General features: G+C 73.0%; 23 protein-coding genes. 4 read left to right on the forward strand and 19 right to left on the reverse strand.

The window, feature by feature from the left end:
* Positions 1–44 precede the first annotated feature (44 nt).
* Positions 45–1022 (forward strand): permease, encoded by a 978-nt coding sequence (locus G8D98_RS05380; protein ID WP_166100047.1) that lies wholly within the window; start codon positions 45–47, stop codon positions 1020–1022.
* On the opposite strand, the gene G8D98_RS05385 is transcribed toward G8D98_RS05380, so the two are convergent.
* A complete protein-coding gene (locus tag G8D98_RS05385) occupies positions 959–1477 on the reverse strand; it encodes a hypothetical protein (protein WP_187566543.1) in 519 nt (172 codons plus the stop codon). The genes G8D98_RS05380 and G8D98_RS05385 overlap by 64 nt on opposite strands.
* A gap of 288 nt (positions 1478–1765) precedes the next feature.
* Between G8D98_RS05385 and G8D98_RS05390 the strand changes: the two genes are divergently transcribed.
* Together G8D98_RS05390 and G8D98_RS05395 are read left to right on the forward strand one after the other, a co-directional pair.
* Complete coding sequence (locus G8D98_RS05390; RefSeq protein ID WP_166100049.1) at positions 1766–2044, forward strand: DUF4212 domain-containing protein; 279 nt, start codon at positions 1766–1768, stop codon at positions 2042–2044.
* On the forward strand, positions 2041–3768 hold the full coding sequence (locus G8D98_RS05395) for a sodium:solute symporter family protein (RefSeq protein ID WP_166100053.1): 1728 nt from the start codon (positions 2041–2043) through the stop codon (positions 3766–3768). Before G8D98_RS05390 ends, G8D98_RS05395 begins: the two co-directional genes overlap by 4 nt.
* Before the next feature lie 67 nt (positions 3769–3835).
* On the opposite strand, the gene G8D98_RS05400 is transcribed toward G8D98_RS05395, so the two are convergent.
* Positions 3836–9343: an ATP-binding protein gene (locus G8D98_RS05400; RefSeq protein ID WP_166100056.1), complete on the reverse strand. Its 5508-nt coding sequence runs from the start codon at positions 9341–9343 to the stop codon at positions 3836–3838.
* A gap of 151 nt (positions 9344–9494) precedes the next feature.
* Here G8D98_RS05400 and G8D98_RS05405 point away from each other — a divergent pair, with 151 nt between their 5' ends.
* On the forward strand, positions 9495–10433 hold the full coding sequence (locus tag G8D98_RS05405) for a D-2-hydroxyacid dehydrogenase family protein (protein WP_166100059.1): 939 nt from the start codon (positions 9495–9497) through the stop codon (positions 10431–10433).
* Positions 10434–10494: 61 nt separating this feature from the next.
* Here G8D98_RS05405 and G8D98_RS05410 read toward each other — a convergent pair whose 3' ends face one another.
* From G8D98_RS05410 to G8D98_RS05490, 17 genes are all read right to left on the reverse strand, one after another.
* Positions 10495–10881 (reverse strand): carboxymuconolactone decarboxylase family protein, encoded by a 387-nt coding sequence (locus G8D98_RS05410; RefSeq protein ID WP_166100061.1) that lies wholly within the window; start codon positions 10879–10881, stop codon positions 10495–10497.
* 14 nt (positions 10882–10895) lie between these two features.
* A complete protein-coding gene (locus G8D98_RS05415) occupies positions 10896–11609 on the reverse strand; it encodes a GntR family transcriptional regulator (RefSeq protein WP_229661809.1) in 714 nt (237 codons plus the stop codon).
* A 186-nt stretch (positions 11610–11795) separates the two neighbouring features.
* Positions 11796–12719 (reverse strand): NAD(P)-dependent oxidoreductase, encoded by a 924-nt coding sequence (locus G8D98_RS05420; protein WP_166100062.1) that lies wholly within the window; start codon positions 12717–12719, stop codon positions 11796–11798.
* A complete protein-coding gene (locus G8D98_RS05425; RefSeq protein ID WP_166100065.1) occupies positions 12712–13119 on the reverse strand; it encodes a cupin domain-containing protein in 408 nt (135 codons plus the stop codon). Before G8D98_RS05425 ends, G8D98_RS05420 begins: the two co-directional genes overlap by 8 nt.
* The gene (locus tag G8D98_RS05430) at positions 13116–14036 is read right to left on the reverse strand and encodes an NAD(P)-dependent oxidoreductase (protein WP_166100067.1); all 921 of its coding nucleotides are present in this window, start codon (positions 14034–14036) and stop codon (positions 13116–13118) included. The genes G8D98_RS05425 and G8D98_RS05430 overlap by 4 nt, the downstream gene beginning before the upstream one ends.
* Positions 14033–14830, reverse strand: a complete 798-nt coding sequence (locus tag G8D98_RS05435; protein WP_166100070.1) for an N-acyl homoserine lactonase family protein — start codon at positions 14828–14830, stop codon at positions 14033–14035. Before G8D98_RS05435 ends, G8D98_RS05430 begins: the two co-directional genes overlap by 4 nt.
* Positions 14827–15966, reverse strand: a complete 1140-nt coding sequence (locus G8D98_RS05440; protein ID WP_166100073.1) for a branched-chain amino acid ABC transporter permease — start codon at positions 15964–15966, stop codon at positions 14827–14829. Before G8D98_RS05440 ends, G8D98_RS05435 begins: the two co-directional genes overlap by 4 nt.
* Positions 15966–16823 carry a branched-chain amino acid ABC transporter permease gene (locus G8D98_RS05445; protein ID WP_166100075.1) on the reverse strand — a complete coding sequence of 286 codons (858 nt, stop codon included), beginning with the start codon at positions 16821–16823 and terminating at the stop codon, positions 15966–15968. The genes G8D98_RS05440 and G8D98_RS05445 overlap by 1 nt, the downstream gene beginning before the upstream one ends.
* On the reverse strand, positions 16820–17563 hold the full coding sequence (locus tag G8D98_RS05450; protein WP_205859709.1) for an ABC transporter ATP-binding protein: 744 nt from the start codon (positions 17561–17563) through the stop codon (positions 16820–16822). Before G8D98_RS05450 ends, G8D98_RS05445 begins: the two co-directional genes overlap by 4 nt.
* A gap of 43 nt (positions 17564–17606) precedes the next feature.
* The gene (locus G8D98_RS05455) at positions 17607–18842 is read right to left on the reverse strand and encodes an ABC transporter substrate-binding protein (RefSeq protein ID WP_166100078.1); all 1236 of its coding nucleotides are present in this window, start codon (positions 18840–18842) and stop codon (positions 17607–17609) included.
* A 73-nt stretch (positions 18843–18915) separates the two neighbouring features.
* Complete coding sequence (locus tag G8D98_RS05460; RefSeq protein WP_166100081.1) at positions 18916–19695, reverse strand: ABC transporter ATP-binding protein; 780 nt, start codon at positions 19693–19695, stop codon at positions 18916–18918.
* Entirely contained in the window at positions 19692–20927 is a 1236-nt protein-coding gene (locus tag G8D98_RS05465) for an alpha/beta fold hydrolase (RefSeq protein WP_187566545.1), read from the reverse strand. Before G8D98_RS05465 ends, G8D98_RS05460 begins: the two co-directional genes overlap by 4 nt.
* 7 nt (positions 20928–20934) lie before the next feature.
* Positions 20935–22398 carry an aldehyde dehydrogenase gene (locus tag G8D98_RS05470; protein WP_166100084.1) on the reverse strand — a complete coding sequence of 488 codons (1464 nt, stop codon included), beginning with the start codon at positions 22396–22398 and terminating at the stop codon, positions 20935–20937.
* 80 nt (positions 22399–22478) lie between these two features.
* Positions 22479–23318 carry an HTD2 family dehydratase gene (locus G8D98_RS05475; protein ID WP_166100087.1) on the reverse strand — a complete coding sequence of 280 codons (840 nt, stop codon included), beginning with the start codon at positions 23316–23318 and terminating at the stop codon, positions 22479–22481.
* Positions 23315–24472 (reverse strand): CaiB/BaiF CoA transferase family protein, encoded by a 1158-nt coding sequence (locus G8D98_RS05480; protein ID WP_166100090.1) that lies wholly within the window; start codon positions 24470–24472, stop codon positions 23315–23317. The genes G8D98_RS05475 and G8D98_RS05480 overlap by 4 nt, the downstream gene beginning before the upstream one ends.
* Complete coding sequence (locus G8D98_RS05485; protein ID WP_166100093.1) at positions 24469–25260, reverse strand: HpcH/HpaI aldolase/citrate lyase family protein; 792 nt, start codon at positions 25258–25260, stop codon at positions 24469–24471. The genes G8D98_RS05480 and G8D98_RS05485 overlap by 4 nt, the downstream gene beginning before the upstream one ends.
* Positions 25257–26411, reverse strand: a complete 1155-nt coding sequence (locus tag G8D98_RS05490) for an acyl-CoA dehydrogenase family protein (protein ID WP_205859710.1) — start codon at positions 26409–26411, stop codon at positions 25257–25259. The genes G8D98_RS05485 and G8D98_RS05490 overlap by 4 nt, the downstream gene beginning before the upstream one ends.
* Between the last annotated feature and the right edge of the window lie 94 nt (positions 26412–26505).

Below are 26505 nucleotides of genomic sequence, written 5' to 3' on the forward strand. Positions count from 1 at the left end.
CGTTCCGCGCCGTCCCCGGGCGCGGGAGCGACGCAAGGAGACCCATGCTCGGTGAGACCTGGTGGTTCGTCCGGTTCACCCTCGAGGCGGTCCTCGAGCTGCTGCCGTGGTTCCTCGTGGCCATCGTCCTCGGCGTCCTCGTCCAGCACCTCGACCTCGACGTCCTCGCCAAGCGGGCGCTGAGCAGGCACGGGGTGCTCGGCGTCGTCCTCTCGGCCGCGGTCGGCGCGCTCAGCCCCTTCTGCTCCTTCACCGTCATCCCGCTGGTCGCCCGCCTGCTGCGTGCGGGTGTCCCGCTGTCGGTCATCATGGCGTTCTGGGTCGCCTCGCCGGCGATGGACCCGGAGATCTTCGCGCTCTCCGCGGCCGCGCTCGGCACCGACGTCGCCACGGCGCGGCTGCTCGGGGCCGTCGCCCTGAGCGTCGGGGCCGGGTTCCTCGTGCTCGTCGCCGAACGACGAGGCCGCTTGCGCGACGTCCTCGTCCGGTCGTCCGAGGGGGCCGCCACCGGGCGGCCACCGCTCACCCCCGGCACCGGCTGCGCCGCCTCCTCTGCGGCACCGCCCGACGACGCCCGGCCCTGGCCGGTGGTCCTGCGGACCAACGCCCGCGCCATCGACGGCGGGAGGTTCGCCCGCGACGTGGTCCGCGACCTCACCGGCCTCGGTCGGTGGCTGCTCCTGGCGGTCCTCGCACAGGCCGTCATCGTCCGTCACGTCCCGCAGGAGTGGGTCACCTCGTCGCTCGGCACGACCGCCTGGTGGGCCGTGCCGCTCGCCGCCCTCGTCGGGGTGCCTCTCTACCTCAACGGAGTCGGCGCCATCCCCGTGGCGGCCGGCCTGCTCTCCCACGGGATGACCGCCGGCGCGGCGGTCACCTTCCTCCTGGCCGGCGCCGTCACGACGGTGCCGGCCATGGTCGCGGTCCGCGCCGTCGTGCGCTGGCGGGCCTTCGCCGTCTACCTCGGGGTCGGCCTCGTCGGCAGCACCCTCGTCGGCCTCGCGGTCCGGCCGCTGCTGTGAGCCTCGGCGCGCCGCGGCCGGGGACCAGCCGCCTCAGGCCACGACGGGGACCGCCACAGCTGTGCGGCGCCGAGGGCGGCGAGCACGCCGGCCCCGAGGCTCATGACCAGGCCCGGGCCGGGCATCCAGCCCTCGAACCGGACGAGCGCGTAGAGGTGGAGCACCTGCCACACCGGCAGGGCCACCGCGACGACGGCGAGGACGCCGCCCTGGACGGCGGCGACCCGGCGCGCCGGCAGCAGGGCCCCGGCGAGCCCGAGCATCGCGGCGTAGGCCACCCACAGCCCCGCGCCGCGCGCACCCGAGACCGTGCCGAGCCCGGTGAGCATCCACGGCAGGAAGGCCCCGACCAGGGCCATCCCGGACGCGAGCAGCAGCCGTCGCCGGCCCTGCTCCATCCGCTGGCGGCGGCGGGGGCGAGCGGACGGGGCGGTCATCGGCGACGTCTGGCCCATGCCCGCCGATGGTAGGGACCCCGTGCCCGGCTGTCCCCGCCGGCCGGGACCACCCCGACGAACGGCCACCCTCGGACGACGAACGGTCACCCCGCACGCTCGGGCCCGGTCGCAGGACCGCTCGTCCGCGCCGGACGGCCACTCGTCCCTCCCCCGCCCACCACTCACCGCGTGACCCACGCCACAGTCGCCCAGACGGTTGAGAAGTACCTGAGAGAGCCGGTTGGATGGCCGACCACCGCGGGCCGGCGACCGGCCCCGGAGGACTCGCAAGGAGGCGACATCCGGATGGACGACAACGCGCGCCGGGAGTACTGGCGCAAGAACCTCACCCTCATGGCCGTCCTGCTCGTGATCTGGGCCCTGGTGTCGTTCGGCGCCGGGATCCTCTTCGTCGACGCACTCAACGAGGTGACCTTCCTCGGCTTCCCGCTCGGGTTCTGGTTCGCCCAGCAGGGCTCGATCATCGTCTTCGTCATCCTCATCGCGGTCTACGTGTGGCGGATGGACCGGCTCGACGCGGAGTACGGCGTCGAGGAGTACGAGGGCGAGGTGCACCACTCGTGAGCGACATCCAGACCTGGACGCTCGTCTTCGTCGTCCTCACCTTCAGCCTGTACATCTACATCGCCTACCGCAGCCGGGTCAGCGACACCGCCGGCTTCTACGTCGCCGGCGGTGGCATCCCGGCCCCCGCCAACGGCGCGGCCATCGCCGCGGACTGGATGAGTGCCGCGTCGTTCATCTCGCTCGCCGGCATCGTGGCCTTCGCGGGCAACGGCTACGCCGGGTCGGTCTACCTCATGGGGTGGACGGGCGGCTACGTCCTCCTGGCGCTCCTGCTCGCGCCCTACCTGCGCAAGTTCGGCAAGTACACGATCCCCGACTTCGTCGGCGACCGGTACAACGAGACCGCCCGTCTCGTCGCCGTCGTCGCGGCCATCGTCGTCTCGTTCGTCTACGTCGCGGGCCAGATGGCCGGCGTCGGGGTGGTCTTCACCCGCTTCCTCAACGTCAACACGACGACCGGGGTCGTCATCGGCATGGCGATCGTGTTCTTCTACGCGGTGCTCGGCGGCATGAAGGGCATCACCTGGACCCAGGTGACCCAGTACTCCGTGCTCATCGTCGCCTATCTCATCCCCGCGGTCGCGGTCTCCCAGAAGGTCACCGGGGTCCCGCTGCCGCAGATCGGGTTCGGTCGCATCCTCGAGGAGCTCAACGCCCTGCAGACCGACCTGGGCATCGCGCAGTACACCGAGGCCTTCACCCAGACCTCACGGGCCAACATGGTGCTCATCACCGCGGCCCTGATGTTCGGCACCGCCGGGCTGCCGCACGTCATCGTGCGCTTCTACACCGCCAAGTCGGTACGGGCGGCGCGCTTCTCGGCCCTGTGGGCGCTGTTCTTCATCGCGCTGCTCTACACGACCGCGCCGTCGGTGGCCGCCTTCTCCAAGCTGCAGATCTTCAAGGACGTCAGCGGCACCTCCCTCGCGGACATGCCGAGCTGGTTCACGACGTGGGCCTCGGTCGGGCTGATCACCGGGCCGGCAGCGGCCGACGGCACGATGCCCGCCGTCGCCGACCTCAACGGCAACGGCGTCATCGACATCACCGGCGCGGCCTCGGACGTCGCCAACGAGGTGACGATCAACAACGACATCATCGTGCTGGCCAGCCCGGAGATCGGCGGGCTGCCGGCCCCCATCGTCGGCCTCGTCGCGGCCGGGGCCCTGGCCGCGGCGCTCTCGACGGCGTCCGGGCTGCTGCTCGTCATCTCCTCGTCGGTCGCCAACGACGTGTACTACAAGAAGATCAACCCGCGGGCGAGCGAGAAGCAGCAGCTGCTCGTCGGACGGGTCGCGATGGCCGCGGCGATCGTCGTCGCCGGCTACCTCGGCATCAACCCGCCCGGGTTCGTCGCCCAGGTCGTGGCCCTCGCCTTCGGGCTCGCCGCCGCCAGCTTCTTCCCGATCCTCGTCCTGGGGATCTTCTGGAAGCGATGTACGGCCAAGGGCGCCATGTGGGGCATGATCGTCGGCCTGCTGACGACGATGGCCTACATGCTCTGGACGATCGACATCTACGGCAACTCCGAGGGCATCTGGGGCATCCCGGAGACCGGGTTCGGCACCGTCGGCATGGTCATCAACTTCGTCGTGACGGTCCTCGTCTCGTTGGTCACCGAGAAGCCCTCCCCGCAGATGCAGGAGCTCGTCGAGGAGATCCGCTACCCCGGTCGCACCGCGCTCGTCGCGGCGCACGCCGAGGGCACGGACCTCGGGTGACCCGCTCCTGACCGACGGCGCGAGGCCGGCGACCGCACAGGTCGCCGGCCTCGTGCCGTCCCGCGGGTCAGCCGGTGGCGCCGGACAGCGCGGCGACGATCCGCGGGCGCAGCTCCTCGGGCGCGATGACCGCGTCCACCGAGCCCACGTCGACCGCCCGGTGGATGTCGTGCACCCGGTCGAACTCGGCCGCGACGGCCCCGAGCATCTCGGCACGAACGGACTGGCGGACACTCTCGAGCTCGGTCGCGAGGACCGGGCGGTGCGCCGGGTCGGCCTCTCGCAGTCGGTCCGCGAGCTCGGCGACGCGCGGGTCGGCGGCCGTGCGGGCGTCGACCTCCCGGGCGAAGACGACCGCCGCGGCCGGGGCGCCACCGATGACCGAGGCGTAGGAGCCCTCGACGGCGAGCACCGTCATCCGCGGGTTGAGCGCCTTGGAGAAGACGACGAACGCCCCGCCGTGGTAGCGCGAGACGACGACGAAGACGATCGGTCCCTCGAAGTTGACCACGGCCCGCCCGATCTCGGCGCCGTACTCGAGCTGGAGCCCGCGCATCGACTCCGGTGACCCGTCGAACCCCGAGAGGTTGGCGAGCACGACGAGCGGCCGGTTGCCCGAGGCGGCGTTGATCGCCCGGGCGACCTTCTTGGACGAGCGCGGGAAGAGCGTGCCCGCGGTGTAGGTGTCCGGGCCGTCGGTGGGCGGGAAGCCACGCCGTGGGATGCTGCGCGACTCGATCCCGAGCAGGGCCACGGGGATCCCGCCGACGCGCGCGTCGTAGACCACCGCGGTCTCGGCGTCGGCCATCCCGGCCCAGCGCTCGAGGGTCGCGTGGTCCTGGTCGGCCACCGCACGCATCACGGTGCGGATGTCGAAGGCCTTCTTGCGGTCGGGGTTGGTCCGCGCCGAGAAGATGTCGCCGACGGTCGTGAAGTCGCTGCCCTCGAGCGCGTGCGGGAACGTCGTGACGTCACGGTCGACCGGGTCGGACGTCGCCGCCCGGCGTGGTCCGGCCTCGCCGGGCGCGACCCACGTCGACTCGTAGTGGGCGAGCAGGATGCCGTAGGCGTCCGCGAGGTCCTTGGCCCAGTACTGGGCCTGGCCGTTGGGACCCATGACCCGGTCGTACCCGCCGATGCCGAAGTTGTCCTCGGCGCTGACCCCGCCCGAGAAGTCCAGGGACTGCTTGCCGGTGAGCACCATCGCCGAGTCGGGCGTCATGACGAGGATGCCCCGCGTGTGCATGAGCATCGTCGCCTCGGCGTTCCAGTACGGCTGGGCGCCGACGTTGATCCCCGCCACGACGACGTTGATCTCGCCGCCGGCCTGGGTGAACTCGACGATCCGCTTCAGTGCCCGGGCCACCCAGTCCATGTTCTCGGTGCCGGAGTCCATCGAGATGCGGGCGCCGGCCGACAGGGCGAACCACTCGACCGGCAGGCCCCGCTCCTCGGCGAGGTCGAGCGCGGCGATGACCCGGCGGCACTCCGGCTCGGCGACCGCGCCGAGCGCGCGCAGCGGGTCGCCGCAGAGCAGGACGCGGGTGACGCCCTCGGGGTGCAGCGGCGTCGGGGTCGTCACGACCCCGCAGATCATCCCGGCGGTGTTCTCGCCGTACGGCCGCTCGACCGGCACGAGCCGGCCGGCGTCGTCGAGGTCGTACTCGTGGGCCTCGCCCTCCGCGCCGGCGACCATGGAGACCAGCTCGTAGGGGTAGACCAGGCCGCGACGGCGCGCCCGCACGACCTTCTCGGCGTAGGAGTCCAGCGGGGCGAGCCTCTCCGTCGGCGGCTGCTCCACGGTGAAGGTCACGCCCGAGCCGGGCTGGTAGGTGAACCGCGCGCAGATCGGGACGGTGTGCCCGTGCTCGCCGGCGATCTCCCCCTCGATGCGCACCTCGTCGATGCCGGCGCCGGCGGTGATCGGGGCGACCTTGCCCTGGAGGGCGGTGAGCTGGTCCAGGTCGGCCTCGATGGCCGGCCAGATGTGCAGCCACACGTGGTTCATGTCCAGCCGGGCGTCGCCCCCGAGCGCACCACGGGCCCGGCGGACGGCCTCGAGGCAGTTCGCGAGTGCCCGCTCGACGTGCGGCAGGGCCGTGACCCGGCCCTCCTCGTCACGGACGACGACGAGCTGGCGCACCTGGGCCGTGGCGACGAGCCGCTGGTCGCGGGGGTTGTCCCGGGAGACCGCATGCAGGAGCAGCACGTCCTCGGGCGCCTCGAGCCGGGTCAACGTGAAGTCCCGCAGCCGCCACAGGTTCAGCCGCCGACCCACCATCGGGTGCACGCCCCGGACCGCGGTGTCCTCGACGACCGAACCGTCCTGGAGCGGGCGGTAGGTGAAGTAGCCGACCTCGCGCTCGTCGTCCGGCACGACGCCGACCGCGACCCGCCGGCACTCCCGCACGAAGGGCAGGGAGGCGACCCGCTCCCGGAGTGCGCTGGATGCCTCGTCGGGGTCGCTCGGCAGGTCGGGCCAGTGCAGGTAGAGGTCGACGACGGCCTGCTGCCCGGCCGCCCGGTCGGCGACGAGCCGGCCCACCAGGGCGGTCAGCGCGGAGGCCGGCGCGAGCTCGTCGACCCGCCCGATGGTGCTCACGAGGTGCGAGTCGCGCTCGTCGAGACGGTAGTCCGCGACGGCGACGGCCCGCTCGTCCTCGGTGCGCTCCTCCAGCCCGGCGAGGCCGAAGCCCCGGTAGTGCCGCTTGACGAGGACCTCGAGCATGGGCTCGCGCGAGCGGACCCCGCGCCGCAGCCGCTCCCCGAGGAAGCGGACGATCCGCTCGGGGATGGCCGCGAGCTCGTCGACCCGCGCGGTGCGCTCCTGCCCCGGGGGGAGGGCGTCGATGCGCTCGAGCTCGTCGCCGACGGCGCCGAGCACACTGCGCCGGTCGGCGTCGACGAGCGGCTGGTCGAACCAGCGGAAGCGCACGCTGCGGGCGAGGTCCCCGACGATCGGAAAGCGCAGCTGGGTCGCGACGACGAGCCGGTCCAGCAGGTCCCGCGCCGCGGACTCGGCCTGCTCGCCGGGCGCGGGCTCGGCCAGCCAGCGCTGGAGGATCGAGGTCGCCATCGTCACCTCGGGGGCCGAGCGCTGCTGGGAGAGGAAGACCCGGAAGACCGCGCCCTCGAGCTGCGGGCTGCGCTCGACGTCCTCGACGCCGTAGTGCCGCAGGACCCGCTGGAGCCGGGTGACGAAGTCGGCGGGCAGCCCGCCGCGCTCGGTGTCGAGGGTCTGCAGGAAGGTGCGGAAGTGCTCCCGGGGGCTGTGCACGCGGTTCTCGACGTGCGTCTCCTCCCCGACGGGGCGGTTGCGGGCCAGCTCGGCGAGGTCGGCGAACACCGTGAGCAGGTCGATCTCGTCGCACACGACGCCGGTCCCCGCACCGACGAGCTCCTCGCGCGCTCCGAGGTAGGCCTCGAGGGCGCGGCCCTCGTGGGAGGGGTCGACGTCGTACCCGAGGAGCATCGCGGACAGGTCCGCCCTGGCCCGTGCTGCCCGGACCCGGGCGTCGCCGTCGGTCGAGGTCTCCGGCAGGTCCAGCTCGACGGGCTCGGCGACCTCCGTGGCGGCGTCGGCCGTCTCGCCCGTCGGCTCGAGACGCACGAGCGGCGCGCCGGTCTCGACCTGGCTGCCGGTCGCGACGAGCAGCTCCTTGACGACGGCGGCGAACGGCGCCGGGAGCACCGTCTCCATCTTCATCGACTCCAGGACGAGCACGGGAGCACCGGCGGCGACCTCGCTGCCGACCGGGACGGGTGTGGCGACGACGAGTGCCGGTGCCGGAGAGCGCAGGACGCCACCCTCGTCGCGGCTCACCCGGTGGGCCACACCGTCGACCTCGACGAGCTGGACCGGCCCGTGGGCCGCCGTGACGAGCCGGTGGCTGCGCCCACCGACGCGCAGCCGGCTCGCGTACTGCCCGGTCCGCTCCAGCTCGGCCTCGACGGCGTGGACGGGGCCGGCCGGGTCGACGACGGTGACCCGGAAACGTGCGGGACCGGTCCGCAGCACCGTCACCCGGTAGGCCGTGCCGCGCAGCGTGAGGTCGACGGCGCGGCCCACGGTGTGCTGCACCTGCGGGCGGCCGCCCCGGGCGGTCTCGAGCAGCCGCGCGCGCTCGATCGTCTCGGCCTCGAGGTAGGACTCGATGCCGGCGGCGACGAGGGCGACCCCGGAGTGCTCGGTCGCGACGAGCCGGCCCTCGGCACGCACCCGGTCGATCCAGCCGGTGTCGGCGCTGCCGTCGAGCACCTCGGGCTGGTCGAGCAGCTCGAGGACGAAGGACTTGTTCGTCGCGCCGCCCTCGATGACGACCGTCGTCTCGCGCATCGCGCGGCGCAGCCGGGCGAGCGCCTCGTCGCGGTCGTGGCCGAAGGCGATGACCTTGGCGATCATCGAGTCGAAGTCGGCGGGGATCGTGTCGCCCTCGGCCACGCCGGTGTCCACCCGCACGCCGGGGCCTGCGGGCAGCTCGAGGTGGGCGATCCGTCCCGGCGCGGGAGCGAAGTCGCGGTCGGGGTCCTCGGCGTTGAGGCGGGCCTCGACGGCGTGGCCGAGCTCGTCCGGGCGCTCGCCCTCGAGCCGGCCTCCCGCGGCGACGTGGATCTGCAGGCGCACCAGGTCGGTGCGGGTGACCACCTCGGTGATCGGGTGCTCGACCTGGAGGCGGGTGTTGACCTCGAGGAAGGCGAAGAAGCGCTCCCCCGGGTGGTAGAGGAACTCCACGGTCCCGGCGCCGGCGTACCCGACGGCGACCGCGAGCCGCTCCGCGGCCGCCTTGAGCTCGCCCACCTGCTGGGCATCGAGCAGAGGCGAGGCCGACTCCTCGATGACCTTCTGGTTGCGGCGCTGCACGGAGCAGTCGCGCACCCCGATCGCCCAGGCGGTGCCCTGGCCGTCGGCGATGACCTGCACCTCGACGTGCCGCGCTCCCGTCACGAGCTTCTCGAGGAAGACCACCCCCGAGCCGAAGGCCCGCTCGGCCTCCTCCCGGGTGCGCTGGTAGGCCTGGGCCAGCTCGGCGTCCGAGCCGACCTTGCGGATGCCCCGGCCACCTCCACCCGCCGTGGCCTTGAGCATCAGCGGGTAGCCGATCCCCGCGGCGGCCGCGGTGGCCTCCTCCAGGGTGTCGACGCCGCCCTTGCTCCACGGCGCGACCGGGACGCCGACCTCCTCGGCGATGAGCTTGGAGCCGATCTTGTCGCCGAGCCGGCGCATGGCCTGCGGGCTCGGGCCGATGAAGGTCACCCCGAGGTCGCCGCAGCGCTGCGCGAACGCCGGGTCCTCGGCGACGAACCCCCAGCCCACCCAGACCGCGTCCGCCGCGGTCTCACGCAGCGCCGTCGCCAGCCGGTCGTGGTCGAGGTAGGGCCGCGCGGACGCGGGGCCGAGGTCGTAGGCGATGTCGGCCTCCCGGACGAACATCGCGGTGCGCTCCTCCTCGGTGTGCAGCGCGACGACCTCCGTGCGCGGCTCGCCGGGGCCGAGCTCGGCGTTGAGGTCGCGCACGGCGTGCACGAGCCGCATCGCCGCCTCTCCTCGGTTGACGACGGCGATCCGCGAGAACATGCGCCCGAGCCTGCCACCTGACTTCGGTGACTCGCGAGTAACGCGTCGACCGACGTGGCGCGTGCGCCTCCCCCCGGGCAGCCCGAGCGTCCCGGTGCCGCGCAGCGGACGGCGGGTGAGCGGCCGGCCCGTCCTCCCTAGGATGTCGAGGATGAGGGTCGCGGTCCTGGACGACTACCAGCACGTCGCCCTGGAGGCGGCCGACTGGTCGGACCTCGATGCGGACATCGAGGTCTTCCACGAGCCACTCGGGGACGAGGACGCCGTGGTGCGACGGCTGCGCCCCTTCGAGGTCGTCGTCGTCATGCGCGAGCGCACCCCGCTGCCGGCCACCGTCCTGCGCCGGCTGCCCACCCTCCGTCTCGTCGTGACCACGGGGGCGGTCAACCGGTCGATCGACCTCGGCGCCGCCCGCGAGCAGGGGGTGACGGTGTGCGGGACCGAGAGCAGGTCCCGGGCCGCGGAGCTGACCTGGGCGCTCATCCTCGCGGCCACGAGACGGTTGCTCACGGAGGCGGGGTCGGTGCGTGCCGGGGGCTGGCAGACGACGGTGGGCGGCGACCTCGAGGGTCACACCCTCGGCCTGCTCGGGCTCGGCCGGCTGGGTGCCCGGGTGGCCGCGGTCGGGCAGGCCTTCGGGATGACGACGCTCGCCTGGAGCGAGAACCTCACCGTGGAGCGGGCCGCCGCCGTCGGCGTGCAGGCGGTCCCCCGCGAGGAGCTGTTCGCCCGGGCCGACGTGCTGTCGGTCCACCTGGTCCTCAGCGATCGGACCCGAGGCCTGGTCGGGCCGGCCGAGCTGGCCGCGATGAAGCCCACCGCGCTGCTCGTCAACACCTCGCGTGGGCCGATCGTGGACGAGGCGGCACTCGTGCACGCGCTGCGCACCGGAGCCATCGGCGCGGCCGCGCTCGACGTGTTCGACGAGGAGCCGCTGCCGGCGGACCACCCGCTGCGCGGTCTGGACAACGCCCTGCTGACCCCGCACATCGGGTACGTCACCGCCGACACCTATGCCACCTTCTACCGGGGCGTGGTCGAGGACATCGCGGCGTGGTCCGCCGGTGCGCCGGTGCGTGTGCTCACCTGAGGGCCGCAGGTGCGTCGGCCGGGCCCGTGCTGCGGGCCCGGCCGACGCCTCCCGGGCTCGCTCAGGAGGCCGCGGCCTCGAACTCCTCGATGGCCTCGCGGGCGATCCGGAACCCGTCGATGCCCGTGGGTACGCCGGCGTAGATCGAGACCTGGAGGAGCACCTCGCGGACCTCCTCGCGGGTGACGCCGTTGCGCAGCGCACCCATGACGTGCAGCTTGAGCTCGTGCGGACGGGGCATCGCGGCGAGCATCGCCAGGTTGAGCAGGCTGCGCTCCCGACGGGTCAGGCCCTCGCGGCCCCAGACCTCGCCCCAGCAGTAGGCCGTGACGAGCTCCTGGAAGGGGCGGTTGAAGTCGTCGGCCGCGGCCATCGAGCGCTCGACGTACTCGTGCCCGACGACCTCCTTGCGGATCTGCAGGCCCTTGTCGAACGATTCTGTGGTCATCGGTGTGGCTTCCTTTACGCGTTGAGGACGGTGGGTCCCTCCGCGGCCGGCGCCGTCGCGCGCGTGCGCTCGGCGAAGTGGCTCGCCAGGAGGGACCCGGACTTCATGAGGTGGGCGTTCATCGCGGCCCGGGCCGCCTCCGGGTCGCCGGCGACGACGGCCTCGAGGATGGCCCCGTGCCCGTCGATGGTCGACTGCGGCCAGCCGGGGATGGTGCCGTAGAACATGCGGGGGACGTAGCGGGTGAGCAGGCCGAGGACCCAGAGGATCTTCGGTGAGCGCCCGAGGCGGTTGATCTCCTTGTGGAACCGGTGGTTCAGGCTCTCCAGCGCCTCGGTGTCCCCGCCGGCGGCCGCCTTGGCCAGGTCGGCGTGGATGGCCTGCAGGTCGGCGACGTCGTCCGGGGTGCAGTTGCGGGCGGCGCGGGCGACGAGCTCGCCGGCCACGAGCGCCTGCACGGTGAACAGGTCCTGGATGTCCTGGGCAGTGAGGTCCGCGACCTGGAAGCCACGCCGGGGCTGCAGGGTGAGGAAGCCCTCGACCCGCAGCGCCTTGAGCGCCTCCCGCACCGGGGTCGCCGACATGCCGAGCATCTCGGCGATCAGCTCCGCCCGCACCGACTCCCCGGGAGCCAGCTCACCGGACATGATGAGGGCCCGCAGGTAGTCCGCCGCCTCGTCACTCAGCTGAGGCCGCTTGGACCAGTGAGCGGTGTCGGGGTTCCCCACTGTCGCTGCTCCCTTCGTCGTCCTCACCTTAGAGTGTGCTCCGATGCTGGTCCGACGCGTAGCGGGACGCTGCGTGCGCCACCGGGACTCGACCTCGCTCAGCGTGTCACGGGGCTCCCCTCGGGGGACCCCGCGGTGTGCTGCCGCCGACCGGGCGCGAGGCCCCGTCGGCGGCAGGGGGCGGCGTCACGACGTTCCCGACCCGGCGCGCTGCTCGACCCACCGGTGGATGTCCGTGTGGTCCGCGTCGGGGGGGAGCTCCTCGAGCGCCCGCCGGTAGAGCTCGACCGTCAGGTCGGCGTGCGGTGCGGCCACGCCGAGGTCCTCCGCGAGGCCTGCCGCGATGCGGATGTCCTTGAGCAGGAGGGCCATCGCGAACCCCGAGTCGTAGTTGCCCGGGATGATGTAGCGGGGCCACTTGGTCAGCGTCGACCAGCTGCGCCCGCTGGACTCGTTGATGACGTCCATCATCGTCTCCGGCGTGAGCCCGAAGGCCTTGCCGATGGTCATCGCCTCCGCGCTCGCGACGAGGGTGGAGGCCGAGAGCAGGTTGTTGATCGCCTTGAGCGCGTGACCGGCGCCGATGCCCCCGACGAGCCCGACGTGCGAGCCGATGAGCTCCAGGGCCGGCCGCACCCGCTCGAAGAGCTCCTCGCTCCCCCCGACCATGACCGCGAGGGTTCCCTCGCGCGCCGCGGGCACCCCGCCGGAGACGGGGGCGTCGACGAGCGGGACGCCGCGCTCGGCGGCGGCGGCGTGCATCCGCACGGTCTCCCGCGGCTGCGAGGAGCCCATGTCGACCAGGACTGCGTCGTGGCCGGCAGAGGCCATGGCCTCGAGCAGCCCACCGGCGAGGAGGACCTGCTCGACGACGGCCGAGTTGGGCAGCATGAGGACGACCGCCGCCGCGTCCCGGGCCAGCGCCTCGAGGGACTCGGCCCGGCGGAAGCCCTCGAGGTCGGCGAGGCCGGCCCCGTGCGCGGCGTCGACGTCGTAGCCGTCGACGCGGAACCCCCCGCCGAGCAGCCGGCGGACCATGGGCTCGCCCATGTTGCCGAGCCCGACGAAGCCGACGACGTCGCCGGGGGCGAGGCGGTGGGCGTCAGCCATCGGTGCGCCCCTCCCGGACGAAGCGGGCGAACTCCTCGGCGTCGACCTCGCCGAACCACTCGGTCTGACCGAGGCTCGTCGCGACGTGCGCGAACATCGACTCCTCGGCCGAGCCGTGCCAGTGCTCCTGCCCCGGCGGGGTCCAGATCGTGTCGCCCTTCTCGACGCTCACCGCGCCGTCCTCGCGGGTGGCGACCCACCCCCGTCCGCTGACCACCTGCAGCAGCTGCCCCCGCTCGTGCCGGTGCCAGAACGTGCGGCTGCAGGGGGCGAAGTAGACGGTGTTCACCAGGACGCCGTCGGTGGCCGGCATGAGGGGGTCGCCCCACACCGTCCCGGTGAACGTCGCGGTGCGTGCCTCCGCCCTGGTGGCCTCGTCCCGCGCGTGGATGACCTTCATCGTGTGCTCTCCTCACTCGTTGCTTGCGACAGGCGGACACCGTCCGCGAGGTCCCCGAGGGCGTCGACCACCCGGTTGCTGATCTGGTCCGCACGCCCGGTCTGCAGCGCGGTGCCGAAGGCGGCGACCGGCCCCGAGAGGTGCAGCGAGGGCACCCCGACCCGGCCCACGTGCTCCGCATAGAGCAACAGGTCCTTCATCATCAGCGCCGAGGACAGCCCGCCCTCGAGGTAGTCGCCGGTGAGGAGGGCCGGGAACCGGTTGAGCGTGGCCCAGTTGGCACCGCTGGAGGCGTTGACCGCCTCGAGGAAGACGTGCAGGTCCAGGCCGCTGCGGGCGGCCGCGACGAACACCTCGGCGCTCGCCGAGAGGTTGACCGCGTTGAGGAAGTTGTTGAGGATCTTCGCGGCGTGGCCGGCGCCGGGCCGCCCGAGCGGGAAGACGGCGCGTGCGATGGCGTCGAAGACCGGCGCGAGCCGGGTGAGGACCTCGTCGTCGGCGGCCGCGCCGACCATGAGGGTCAGGGTGCCCTTGGCCGCCGCAGCGGCCCCGCCGGAGACGCCGGCGTCGAGGAAGCGGACGCCCTGGCGCCCGAGGTGCTCGTGCAGCGCCACCGTCGTCTCCGGCGCGCTCGTCGTGAGGTCCACGACGACCGCGCCCTCGGCGAGCCCGCCGGCGAGTCCCTGCGGGCCGCGGACGACGTCCTCGACAGCCCGGCTGTCCGGAAGGGAGAGCAGGACCACGTCCACCCCGGTGGCGGCGACCTGCTCGGGGCTCTCGAGCGCCGTCACGGGCAGCGACGCGAGAGCCTCCGCCGAGCGGTCGTAGGCGACCACGTCGAACCCCGCGGCGGCGAGGCAGCGGATCATCCGCGAGCCCATGTGGCCCACGCCGACGAACCCGACCGTCGTGCTCATCCGACCCGCACCCCCAGCCCGGGGTCGGTCGGGGAGATCGCCGGGAAGCGCTCGAGCACCGCCGGGTCGTGACCCGCGACGAGCGAGAGCCCCTGGCGCCGACCGAGGTCGGAGAGCACGTCGAACGCCTGGTACATGCGCTCGAGGTCGTGGACGATGACGAACGGCCGGTCGAGGGTCACCTCGTCGTAGTAGTGCGCCGCGTCGGACGCGAGCAGGACCTCGCCGTCGCCGCCGCTGACGAGCACGACGAGCTGGCCCACCGTGTGACCACCGACCTCGAGGACGGTCACGCCCGGCGCGACGTCCTTGACCCCGGCCATCCGCGCCACCCGGCCCTGCGCCTCGAGCGTCGCCAGGGCCTCGATGTCTCCCCACTGCGCCGAGCCGGCGAAGAGCGGGCGCCGAGCCACCGGCCCGGTCCAGAAGTCGAGCTCGCGACCGGAGATGACGAAGGTCGCCCGCGGGAAGAGGTGGGTGTGCCCGGTGTGGTCGTAGTGCCCGTGGGTGATGACGACCGTGTCGACCGCCTCCGGGTCCACGCCCACCTGCCGCAACCCGTCCGGCACGGAGGTGGTCGTCCTCCGGCCCCGGGCCTCACCGACCTCGGGGGTGAAGCCGGTGTCGACGACGATGCACCGCTCGCCGTGGCGGACGACCCACACGAAGTAGTCCATGACGACCGGCTCGTCGGCGGCACCCGGGTACATGTGGTGGTTGAGGTAGACCTGGGACGTGGTCGTCTCGCGGGTCGCGTAGCGCAGGGCGAGCACCTCGTACTCGGGCGTGGTCACGGTGTGGGCTCCTCGGGGTGTGTCGTGGGGTCGGTGGTGGTGGCCCGCACGGGCGCCCGTGCGACCCGGCCCCGGCGGGCGAAGCGACGGGCGCCGAGGCCGAGCAGGCCCTTGGGCAGGAAGAGGATGACGAGCATGAGGATGAGCCCGTAGACCAGCGAGGTGAGCCCGGGGACCGATCCCGCGCTGCGGCTGACCTGGCCCACGACGGGCTGGAGGACGAGCTCGCCGAGGGCACCGCCCATGAGCTGGCCCGCGCCGCCGAGGATCCCGGCGACGACCGGGTCGAGCGTGGCGTGCACCCCGAACGCGGTGTCGGAGTCCATGAGCTTGTACGTCGCGAGGTAGACCACCCCGGCGAAGCCGGCCATCGCGGCGCTGATCGCCATCGCGACGACCTTGAGCTTGTGCACCGCCACCCCGACCGCTGCCGCGGCGTCCTGGTCGTCACGGATCGCGCGCAGCTTGAGGCCGAACTGGGAGCGGGCGACGAGCCACAGCGCGCCCGTCGAGAGCACCGCGACGAGCAGACCGAGGAAGTAGTAGGCCCGCACGCTGCCGAGCTGCAGGCGCAGGATGTCGACCTCGGCGCTGAACGGGATGGTGAGGCCGTACTGGCCGCCGGTGTAGTCGGCGAAGTAGCGCACGAGCTCGTAGAGGGCCACGACGAGGAAGAAGGTGAGGACCGAGAAGTAGTGGCCCCGCAGGCGCAGGGTCACGTAGCCCACGACGACGGCGAAGAAGACGGTGACCACCATGGCGGGGACGATCCCGAGCAGCAGGGGGACGTCGAGCTCCTGCTGGAGGATGCCGGCCGAGTAGGCACCGACCCCGAAGAAGGCGAGCTGGGCGAGGGACCACTGCCCCGCGTACCCGGCCATGAGGTTCCAGCTCTGGGCCACGGCGGTGAAGAGGAAGCCGAGGGTGAGCACCCGCAGCCAGAAGTTCTCCTGGATCGCCAGGCCGGCCACGGCGAGCACGAGGAACGCCGTCACGCTGAGCACCATGCCGAGGGACGGGCCACCGGGGAGCCGGCCGACGCGCTCCTCGAGCGCCGACCATCCCGCGGCGGCCGCGCGCCCGGCAGAGCGCCGCCCGGTTGCGGTGGTGGTCTCGGTCGTGTTGGTGGAGGCCATCACACCCGCCCCCTGTTCAGGACGCCGCGGGGTCGCAGGAGCAGCACCATGAGCACGAGGAGGAAGAGGGCGGTGTTGACGAGCGCCGAGCTGAGGTAGACGGTGACCGCCGTGAGGAGCAGGGCGACGAGGAAGGAGGCGATCGCCCCGCCCCAGATGTCGCCGAGCCCGCCGATGATGACGATGGCGAAGGCGATGATCGCGAAGGCGAGCCCGCTGTCGGAGGCGAACGTCACGTAGGTGGCGATGATCCCGCCGGCCGCCCCGGCCAGGCCCGCACCGACGGTGAAGGCCAGCAGCGAGAGCCGGCGGTCGTTGATGCCGACGAGCTGCACCGACGTGCGGTCGTCGGTGACGGCCCGGACGGCCTTGCCGAGCGTGGTCCGGTAGAGCACGAGCATCGTCGCCCCGCCGAGGGCCGCGGCGAAGACGAAGGCGACGACCTGGGACACCCGGACCGGGATGGAGCCGAGGTACCACGTCCCGAGGTCGACCGGGATGGTGCGGTAGTCGGACCCGAAGGCCATGAGCAGCAGGGCGCTGACGACGCTCGAGAAGCCGATGAGCGCGAACATCCGTACCAGAGGGCTGTTGACGGTGAACCGGAGGTAGCCGAGATAGACGACCGCCCCGATGACGCCGACGACCACCATGTCCGCGAGGACAGCGAGGAACGGGTCGAGGCTGAGATGGGTGTGCAGGACGTAGGTCGAGTACGCCCCGAGGATGATCAGCGCCCCGTGGGCGAAGTTCACGATGTCGAGGACCCCGAGGATGATGTTCAGGCCCAGCGAGAGGATGAAGTACACCCCGGCGAGCAGCACCGACGAGAGCAGGACGTTGAGCAGGGTGTTCATGCGGCTCCTCCCTGGTCGGCCAGCTCGTGGCCGAGGTAGACCGACGCCAGGGCGTCGGGGTCGGTGCGGAAGCGCTCCCCGCTGCCCTCGTAGACCGAACGCCCTTCGTGGAGCACCATGACCCGGTCGACGACCTTGAGGACCCGGCCGACCTCCTGCTCGACGACGACCACCGCCACGCCGAGCTCGACGAGCGTCGGCAGCGTCCGGTAGATCTCGTCGACGATGAACGGCGCCAGCCCGAGGGAGGGCTCGTCGATGAGCAGGCATCGCGGCCGGGACATCAGCGCCCGGCCGATGGCGACCATCTGCTGCTCGCCGCCGCTGAGCACACCCGCGGTGCGGCCGCGGATGTCCCGCAGCGCCGGGAAGAGCTCCAGGACGTCGTCCTCGGCCGCCTGCCGGGTCGCGCGGTCGGCGTGGTAGGCGCCGAGGACGAGGTTGTCCCGCACGCTCAGCGACGCGAACAGCCGGCGCCCCTCCTGGACCATGGCGATGCCACGGCGGGCCCGGGCGTCCGTCGGCAGCCGGTCGATCGGCTCGCCGCACCACGTCACCGAGCCCGCCGTGAGGGGCACGACGCCGGTGATCGCCCGCAGCAGCGTGCTCTTCCCGGCGCCGTTGGGGCCGATGACGCCCACGATCTCCCGCTCCCCCACCGCCATCGACACGTCGTCGATGGCGGTGAGGTCGCCGTACCCGGCGCGGATGGACCTGACGCGCAGCAGGTGGTCGTCCACGAGCGGTTCTCCTCTTCTCGTCGTGGGCCGTCTCAGGCCGGGGTCACTTCACGAAGGCGGGCTCGGCGGTCGCGACGTCCTTGGGGAAGACCGTCCGCGGCTTGCCGTCCTGCCACTGCACGATCACCGGGGTGGCGTCGACGAGCTGGCCGTTCTCCTCGAACTTGGTCCGGCCGGTGGCGACCATGGAGCCGGTGCCGTCGCTGATGTCGACCTGTGCGAGGGCGTCCCGCACGTCGCTGGGGTCGCGAGAGCCGGCCGCCTCGAGGGCCGCGGCGATCGCGTAGACGGCGACGCAGTCCTCACCCGCCTCCTGGCCCGGGAAGTCGAACTCGGAGTTCTTCGCGACGAAGTCCTCGACGAACTGCTCGGCTCCGGGAAGGTCCCAGTTCCAGCCGGCGCTCGTGAAGACGCCGTCGGCGGGCTTGCCGACGGTCTCGGCGTACCGGGGGTTGACCAGGGCCGACCCGGACCCGAGGATCGGGCCGGTGTAGCCCTGCCGCACGAGTGCCTCCTGGAGGATCTTCATGTCCGCCAGGCCGGCCTGCGCGAAGAGGAACTGGGGCTTGCCCGAGAGCACCTTGATCGCCAGCGAGTTGGCGTCGGTGAGCCCGGGGGCGAAGTACTCCTCGTTGGTCACCGAGACCCCGTTCTCCTCGAGCTGGGCCACGGCCGCCTTCGCGGAGACCTGGGCCGAGGAGGTGTTCTCGGCGACGACCGCCGCCCGCTCGATCGGGTAGTCGCTGGCGTCGGCGAGGTTGAGGACCTCGATGACGCCCTGCTTGCCCATCTCGCTCGCGGGGGCCGGGATCTTGAAGACGTACGTGTAGCCCTGGGCGACGATGTCGTCGGCGAAGGACTCCGTGACGAGAGGCACCTGGTTCTGCTCGGTCACCGGCGCGACCGCGAGGGTGTACGAGCTGGCCCAGGCGCCGATCATCGCCGAGAGGTCGTTGGAGTCGATGAGGCTCTGCGCCTGGTTGGCGACCTGCGCCGGCTGCGCGGCACCGGTGTCCTGCTTGCGCAGCTCGAGCTTGGCCCCGTCGAGCGCCTTGATGCCGCCGTCGGCGTTGATCTGGTCCACGCACAGCGAGGCACCGCGGTCGGCTTGGGTTCCGTTGTCGGCGAAGGGCCCCGACATCGGCTCGATGAGCCCGATCTGCACCGGGTCCGAGGAGTCACCTCCGTCCCCCGAACCGCTGCCACAGGCGGCGACCGCCAGGCTCATCGTCGTGACTCCGACCGTGCACACCAGGGTGCGACGCCATGCCTTGCTCATGATCTTCTCCTCGTTGAGAAACGTGCTCGTGCTCTTGTGTCGTGGTGCGTTCCGGGGGAACGCGGTGGGTCGTCTACGCCTCGCCGCCGCCGTCGCCGAGGTAGGCCTCCTTCACCTCCGCCGAGCTGAGAACCGTCTCGACGTCTCCCTGGGCCAGGACCTGGCCCTTCTCGAAGACGATGAGCGTCTGGGCGAGCTGCCGCAGGGCCCGCAGGACGTGCTCGACGAGCACGAGGTGGATGCCGTCGGCGTGCAGCTCCCGCAGGATCCGGACCATGTCGTCGATCTCGGTGTCGCTGAGTCCCTCGAAGACCTCGTCGAGCAGCAGCAGCTTCGGGGAGGAGGCGACGGCGCGGCCCACCTCGAGCTTCTTGCGCATCGCCAGCGGCAGGGACCCGGCCGGGCTGCCCGCCATCGCCGCGAGCCCGAGCCGCTCGAGCAGCTCGTCGGCCTGCGTGACGAGCTCGGCGGTGCGGGCCCGCCGGCTCGAGGCGAGCGCGACGACGACGTTCTCCCGGATGGTCATCTCCGCGAAGGGCCGCGGGATCTGGAAGGTCCGCACGACGCCCGCCCGAGCGAGCCGGGTGGCGTTCGGCCGGCGCCCGAGCGGCCGGCCGAGGGCGGTGACCGCGCCCGAGGTCGCCGGGCGGGCGCCCGCGATGACGCTCAGGCAGGTCGACTTGCCGGCTCCGTTGGGGCCGATGATCCCGACGATCCCGTCCTCGGCGGCGATGGTGAAGGAGACGTCGTTGAGGGCGAGGACGCCGCCGAAGGCCACCGTGACGCCCTCGAGGGAGACGAGGGCACCGTCGTGCTGGGTGGCCTCGGCCCGGTGACGTGCCAGGTCGGTCATGAGCCGGCCTCCTCGACCTGCTCCAGGACCGGCAGGAGGTAGTCGCGGAACCGCACGGGGTCCTCGCTCATCGGGAAGTGGCCGCACCCGGGCATGTCCACGTAGGTGCCACCGAGGGCGTCGGCGGCCTCGCGGCTCATCGCCGACGTCGCGGAGTAGTCGTACTCGCCGTTGAAGACCCACAGCGGGCAGGTGGCGCGGCCCAGGCCGGCGGCGATGGCCGGGAAGTCCTCGGAGTAGAAGTAGGTGTCGCCCTGGTACACGCCCGGCCCGGACTGGGCGTACCCCCAGAGGGTCTGGGCTCGGGCCGCGGCCGGGCTCGAGGGGGCGACCAGCCCCCCGACCCAGCTGGTGAGGAAGTGCGAGTGGTCGACCTCGAGGTGGTTGGTCCACTCGACGAACCGGCTGGGGTTGCCGAGCCCTCCCTCGAGCGAGAGGCAGGCACGGAACTCCTCGCCGTGCACCGCGGCCATGTACAGGACGATCGCGCCGCCCATGGAGCACCCGAGGAGCACCGGCCGCTCGAGGCCGAGCGCCCCCGAGACCGCCCGGATCACCTCGGCGTAGTCGGTGGTCGTCAGCCGGTAGGTGCGCTCCTGCCAGTCGGTCGGCGGGTCGGAGCGCCCGTGCCAGGGCAGGTCGAAGGCGATGAACCGGAACCGGGCACCGAGCTCGGCGTCCTCGAGCAGGTGGCGGAACTGCCGGGAGTCGGCGCCGGCGGTGTGCAGGCACAGGACGGGGACGGGACCCTCGCCACCCTCCTCGCAGTACACCCGCTGCCCGCCCAGGTCGAGGTAGCGCCCCCGCACCGCGCTGGGGCCCGAGGGCGGCGTGGGGTCGGGGTTGCGCGGGGGGCGGGCGTTCTCGGCGCGCCGCAGCGCCTCGAGAACCCGGTCCACCAGGGGTGCGTACTGGGCCCACCGGCCGGTGTCGCCGCGGACCGCGCCCCACCCGAGGGTGGCCCGGATGGCCTGGGCCGAGGTGTAGCCCCGCGGCGGGGGCTCGGCGGCGAAGCGGGCCCAGTCCTCCTCGCCGACGGCGAAGGTGAAGACGGGGGACGGCTCGTCGGCGTCTGCCGCGCGGACCCGGACGTCGTCGCCGTCGACGGCCACCCGCAGGCGGGTGCTCTCGCCGAGGGCGAGCTCGAAGACGACCTCGCCGAGGGCGGGTAGGCCGGCGGTCAGCTGCGCGGTGCGCAGGACGTCGAGGGCGGACTCGGTGGTCGGGCTCATCGCGCGCTCACCCCACCGTGAACGGGTCGCGGACGACCCCGTCGGTCTCGACCCACACGGCCTTGGGGACGAGGAACTCCCGGATGCCCTCGAGGCCGTTCTCCCGCCCGAAGCCGCTGCTCTTGACCCCACCGAAGGGCATCGTCATGCCCATCGTCCGGTAGGTGTTGACCCAGACCGTCCCGGCCCGCAGCCGCCGGGTGGCCCGGATCGCCCGGCGGATGTCGGTGGTCCACACCCCGGCGGCCAGGCCGTAGCTCGAGTCGTTGGCCAGGGCGAACGCCTCCTCCTCGTCGGCGAAGGAGCGGCAGGCGAGCACCGGGCCGAAGATCTCGTTCGCCCACACCTCGTGGTCGTCCGGGACGTCGGCGATGATCGTCGGCTCGAAGAACCACCCGCCCAGCTCGGCCGGCCGCCCGCCGTGGCGGATGTCGAGCCCGGCGTCGAGCGCCGCGCCGACGAAGGTGCGCACCTTCTCGAACTGGGCCTCGCTCGCGAGCGGCCCCATGTCGGTGCTCCGGTCCGCGGGGTCGCCGAGCCGGATCGTGCGGGCTCGGTCGGTGACCCGCTCGAGCACCTCGTCGTAGACCGCCTCGTGGATGAGCGCTCGTGAGCCGGCGATGCACGTCTGGCCGCCCGCCGCGAAGATGCCCGCGACGAGGCCCGGCACCGCCTCCTCGATGCTCGCGTCGTCGAAGACGATGTTCGGCGACTTGCCCCCGAGCTCCAGTGCCACCGGGGTGAGGTTGGCCGACGCGGACTGGGCCACGAGCGCCCCGACCCGCTCGGAGCCGGTGAAGGTCACCTTGTCGACGAGCGGCGACCCGACGAGCCACTGGCCGACGGCCGGGGAGCTGCCGGCGACCGTGTTGAACACCCCCTCGGGGATGCCGGCCTCCTCGACGAGCCGGGCGAAGTGCAGAATCGAGGCGGGGGCGACCTCGGAGGGCTTGACGACGACCGTGCACCCGGCCGCGAGCGCGGGGGCGACCTTGAAGGCCAGGAGGAACAGCGGCGAGTTCCACGGGAGGATCGCGGCGACGACGCCCACCGGCTCCTCGAGCACGAAGCCGAGGAAGTTCGGCTTGCGGGTGTCGACGACCCGGCCGGCGAGGTTGCTCGCGACCTCCCCGTAGTAGCGGTACCAGCCGCCCACCGCGGTGATCTGGCCGTGGACCTCGCGGATGCCCTTGCCGTTGTCGCGGCTCTCCATCGTCGCGAGGAGCTCGGCGTCCCGGTCGACCAGATCGGCCAGCCGGCGCAGGTGGCGGGCCCGCTCCTCGGCTCCGAGCCGGGGCCAGGGCCCCTCGTCGAAGGCGGTGCGCGCCGCGGTCAGGGCGTCCCGGACGTCGGCCTCGGAGGCCTCCGGGACGGTCGTCCACGGCTCGCGGGTGAAGGGCTCGAGGCTGTCGAACCTGCTCTCGCCGTCTCGCCACTGCGACCCGATCCGCAGCTGCAGCTCCTGGGCCATGCGCTCGTCCCTTCAACAGTCGTCATTGAGTGCCATATGGAAAATATCCTATGTTCTATGGAGTTGGCTAGACCTGTGGGCTACTCGTCCGCGCCACGTCGCCCGAGCAGCCGGTAGCGGCCCGTCGCGGTCGTGCGGCCGGAGTCGTCGCGGACGTACGCGCTGGTGCCGCCGGCCTCCTCGCGGCCCCCGGTGACCAGGCCCTGGCCGACGGTCAGCGGGGCGACCAGCCGGTAGGACAGCTCGCAGGCGGCCCGCTGCGGGTTGGTCCGCGCGCTCGCGTGCTCGGCCATGAGCAGGGCCTGCAACGGGCCGTGGACGACGAGGCCGCGGTAGCCCTCGACCCCGGTCGCGTACGGCTGGTCGTAGTGGATGCGGTGGCCGTTGTACGTCAGCGCCGAGTACCGGAAGAGCAGGCGCTCGTCGGCCGCCCAGGACCGCTCACCCTCCTCGGGCGGGGTGACCACGCCCGCAGGCGGGCCGCCGTCGCCCGCGGTGCCGGCCGGACCCGGGGTGGGCTCGCGCAGGACGAGGTGCTGCTCCTCGTCGACGACCACGGCGCCGTCCTGGCTGATGGTGTGACCGACGGTGACGACGACGAAGTCGCCGCTGGACCCGTGCTTGGTCACCCGCCCGGTCTCCCGGCTCACCCGGGACGCGACCCGGTCGGTGCGCAGGGGGCCCCGCTGGCTGACCCGCCCACCGGCCCACATCCGTCGCAGGTGCCGTTCGGCCTCGGGGCGGGCCCGGTGGCCGTCGACGCCGAGGTCGGCGTGCCGCGGATGGTCCAGGAGGTAGACCCAGTGCCACAGCAGCGGGAGCGCCGCACCCGGGGTGACGTCGGCCTCGACGCCGAGCAGGTCCCGCAGTGCGGCCGCCCGCCACGGGTCCAGGCGCTCGGTGCTGCTCGTGGCGGTCACGACCGGGCCCCCGAGCGTGCGTGCGCGGCCCGGACGGCCTCGGTGTGCTCGCCGAGCCGGGGAACGGCACCCATCGTCACGGTCCAGTCCGCGGACTCGACCGGCGGCATGACCGCGGTCATCGGCCCCGAGGGGGTCTCCACGGGGACGAGCCGGTGCCGGGCCACGAGCTGGGGGTGCTCGACGAGCTCGGCGGCCGGGCGGGCGACGGCGTTGGCGATGCCGAGGCGCTCGAGCAGCCGCGTGGCCTCGAGGCGCGAGAGCGACGCGAAGCGCTCCTCGACGACGACGCGGATCAGGGCGTCGTGGCGGACCCGCGCGACGTTCGTCGCGAAGCGCTCGTCGCCGCCGAGCTCCGGCCGGCCCAGGACGTCCTGCGCGAACACCCGCCACTCCCGGTCGCTCTGGATCCCGAGGAAGACGACGCCGTCGGCACAGCGGTAGGGGCCGTACGGGGAGATCGACGCGTGCGAGGCGCCGGTGCGGGTGAAGGGGCGGCCCTCGGCCGCGCTGCGGTAGGCCGGCTGGCTCATCCACTCCGCCATGGCCCCGATCATCGGCACGTGGACCGCGCACCCCCTCCCCGTGCGCTCGCGGTCGTAGAGGGCGGTGAGCACGGCGGAGTAGGCGTACATCCCGGTGGCGATGTCGGCCACCGAGAACCCGACCTTGCACGGGTCCTGCGCCGTCCCCGTGACGTCGAGGACCCCGGTCTCGCACTGGATGAGCAGGTCGTAGGCCTTGCGCCCGGCGTACGGCCCGTCCGGCCCGTAGCCGCTGATCGAGACGTGGACGAGGCGGGGGTTGAGCTCGCGCAGCCGGTCGGCGCCCAGGCCGAGGCGTTCGACGGCCCCGGGCCGGAGGTTCTGCAGCAGGACGTCGCAGTCGGCCGCGACCGACTCGAGCAGCCGGAGGTCCTCGGCGGCGCGCAGGTCGAGCGCGAGGCTCTCCTTGCCGCGGTTGAGCCACACGAAGTAGCTGGACTCACCCCCGACGCTGTGGTCGTACTCGCGCGCGAAGTCACCGACGCCCGGGCGCTCGACCTTGAGCACACGCGCACCGTGGTCGGCGAGGTGACGCGTCGCCAGGGGCCCGGCCACAGCCTGCTCGAGGGCGAGCACGGTGACCCCGTCGAGGGGCAGGTGGGGGCTCACGACGTCCTCGCCGCGAGGATCCGCCGGGCGCGGGCGAGGACCGGCGCGTCGACCATCTGCCCGTCGAGCGCGACCGCGGCGCCGGAGCCGGCGGCCTCGACCACCCGGCGGGCCCAGGAGAGGTCCGCGTCGCTCGGGGCGAAGGCGGCCTCGACGAGCGGGACCTGGCGAGGGTGGATGCACAGCTTCCCCCCGCATCCCTCGGCGCGGGCCTCCAGGGCGTCCGCCGTGACCACGTCGTCGTCGGTGAAGTCGGGCGTGACGCCGTCGACCGGCGCCGACACCCCGGCGAGCCGTGCCGCCTGCACCACCTCCCACCGCGCCTGGCGGCAGGCGTGCCCGCCCGGCTCCGCCCCGATGTCGACGGCGTAGTCGAGGCTCCCGAAGGCCAGGGTGACCACGCCCACCCCGTGCGCGAGCTCCTCGCAGTCCCGGACCCCGCGGGCGGACTCGACGAGGGGGACGACGGGAGCCTCGAGGCGCCGGACGACGGCCGCGACGTCCTCCGCCCGCTCGGCCTTGGGCAGGAGCACACCGGCGAGCGCGGGACGGCCGGCGAGCGCCTCGAGGTCGGCCGCGTGCCAGGCAGTCCCCGCCCCGTTGACCCTGACCCAGGCCGCGGGCGCGTCCGGCGCGGCCACGGCCTCGGCGACGTGGCGGCGGGCCGTCTCCTTCTCGCCGGGTGCGACCGCGTCCTCGAGGTCGAGGACGACCGCGGTGGCGCCCGCCGCGTGCGCCGTGGCGAACCGGTCCGGGCGCGTGCCCGGCACGAACAGCCAGGCGCTCACCCGCCGACCCCCCGCTCGACGAGCGCCTTGGCGATGACGTTGCGCTGGATCTCGTTGGTCCCCTCGCCGACGATCATCAGCGGGGCGTCGCGGAAGTAGCGCTCGACGTCGAACTCCGTGGAGTACCCGTAGCCGCCGTGGATGCGGACCGCGTTGAGCGCGATGCGCATGGCCGCCTCCGAGGCGTAGAGCTTGGCCATCCCGGCCTCGAGGTCGGCCCGGGCCCCCTCGTCGTAGCGCCGGGCGGCGTAGCGGGTCAGCTGACGGGCGGCCTCCAGCTCGGTGGCCATGTCGGCGAGGTAGTTGCCGATGCTCTGGTGCTGCCAGATCGGCTTGCCGAAGGTCGTGCGCTCCTGGGCGTAGCGCAGCGAGTCCTCCAGGGCCGCCCGGCCCACCCCGAGCGCGCGGGAGGCCACCTGGATTCGGCCGACCTCCAGGCCACGCATCATCTGGGCGAAGCCGCGCCCCTCCTCGGACCCGAGCAGCGCGTCGCGGCGCAGACGCACGTCGTCGAAGACGACCTCGCAGCTCTCGACGCCCTTGTACCCGAGCTTCGGCAGGTCCTTGGAGACCTCGACCCCGTCCCCGTGCTCGACGAGGAGGATGCTCATCCCCCGGTGGCGCGGCCGGGCCTCGGGGTCGGTCTTGCACAGCACCGCGACGAGCCCCGAGCGTCGGGCGTTGGAGATCCAGGTCTTGGTCCCCCGCAGGAGGTACCCGTCCTCGGTCGGGCGGGCGAGCGTGCGCATGGCCTGTAGGTCCGAGCCTCCACCGGGCTCGGTGAGCGCCATCGTCGCCCGCAGCTCACCGGTGGCCAGCCGGGGCAGGTAGCGGTCCTTCTGCTCCGGCGTCCCGTACTGCGCGAGCAGCGAGACGACCACGGTGTGCCCGCCCATGGCGCCGGCGAGGGACATCCAGCCACGCGCCAGCTCCTCGGTCACCGCGGCGAAGCACGCGAGGCTCACCGAGACCTCCCCCCAGGGCTCGGGCACGGCGAGGCCGTAGATCCCCAGCTGCTTCATCTGCTCGATGAGCGCCTCGGGGTAGGTGTTGCCGTGCTCGAGCTCGCGCACCACCGGCCGGACCTCGGCGTCGACCCAGTCGCGCACGACCGCGACGATGGCCGACTCCTCGGGGGACAGGTCGCTCACGGTGGGTCTCCTCTCGACGGTGAGTGGCGAGCGGCTATATTCTGTAGACGCATTACCCCAAGGTTCAAATGCCTACTTCGCATATCCCCCATGC

The organism is Phycicoccus endophyticus (assembly GCF_011326735.1).
Taxonomy (GTDB): Bacteria; Actinomycetota; Actinomycetes; order Actinomycetales; family Dermatophilaceae; genus Phycicoccus; species Phycicoccus endophyticus.